Here is a 910-nt window from a genome sequence, read left to right as displayed (position 1 = left end):
GCGGGCCGTCGGTACTGGTCTGGTGGAGTCGGCGCCGGCCCGTTTCGTCGGGCCTGCCGCTGCCGCTGCTGCTGCCGAGCCGGACCGGGCACGGGTCCGGTGGATCCTGGACCAGATGATCGAGGAGGCCGGTGGGCTGGGCGATGCCGCGCGTGACCGGGCACGACCGGTCCGGTCAGGCGATTTTTCACCTTGTCGGTCGACATTGACGGGTGATCTGTGGACGAGTAGCTTCTGGCCCCGAACGTCGGCGTCAAGTTCTGGCTCGCTGGCCGGCAGCCTTGTCCGCGGTCGGGCGCTCCAGATATGAGCCTGGCGCGACGAAGCGGTCGTGTGGGCGCGTGCGTGGTTGTAGGAGGAACCAGCGTGCAGCAGTCGCATGGCCGTGTCTGCGCTGTTTCGCCGTGCTGTGTCACTCCGGCGACGTTCTCACGTCGGCATATCGATCTGCAGCGGGTGACGAGCTGTCTGTGTCGTAGCCACCAGCGCCTGAGCTGATACCAGCTCCGCTCACCGTCGGCCGCGGATGGCCGTGTCCGGTGTTCCCGTGGCATCACCGTGTTGCCGAGCGTGACTCGCGGTGCGTCCTCACCGTCATATGCCGGCTCAATGTCCCTGTCCGTGGTGATCCCGACGTTGTGTGGGTCGGCGTCAGGTGTCCGTCATGCCACGCATTGTTCTGCTCGTCGTTTGTCCGGTGGCTTTGCCATGGTCCCCGGGATTTCAGGGATGCGGGCATACGGCCCCGCCGGTTGCCTCCCTCGGCTCCCTCGCAGGAAAGGACTGTTGTGAATAGATCATCCCGGTCTGGGCCCGCCCGGTGGGCGGTGGCTGTTGCCGCTTTCGCCGCGGCCGCGACGCTGGTGGGTGCCTGCGGTTCCTCCGATGGCGACGAGCCCGCCAGCGGCTC

The 910-nt window shown here is 67.4% G+C and carries 1 protein-coding gene; it reads left to right on the top strand.

All coding sequences use genetic code 11. The features are described from left to right. The first annotated feature begins 306 nt into the window (after window positions 1-306). Window positions 307-498 (top strand): putative leader peptide, encoded by a 192-nt coding sequence (locus tag FrCorBMG51_RS34165; RefSeq protein ID WP_420848660.1) that lies wholly within the window; start codon window positions 307-309, stop codon window positions 496-498. Window positions 499-910: the final 412 nt, after the last annotated feature.

This window comes from Protofrankia coriariae, from assembly GCF_001017755.1.
Lineage (GTDB): Bacteria > Actinomycetota > Actinomycetes > Frankiales > Frankiaceae > Protofrankia > Protofrankia coriariae.
Note: the sequence above shows the minus strand (reverse complement) of the source record. Positions and strands in the feature narration are given on the sequence as shown.

Coding starts and splice junctions, on each gene's coding strand:
- FrCorBMG51_RS34165 (WP_420848660.1), top strand. CDS start 307: ATGAGCCTGGCGCGACGAAGCGGTCGTGTGGGCGCGTGCGTGGTTGTA.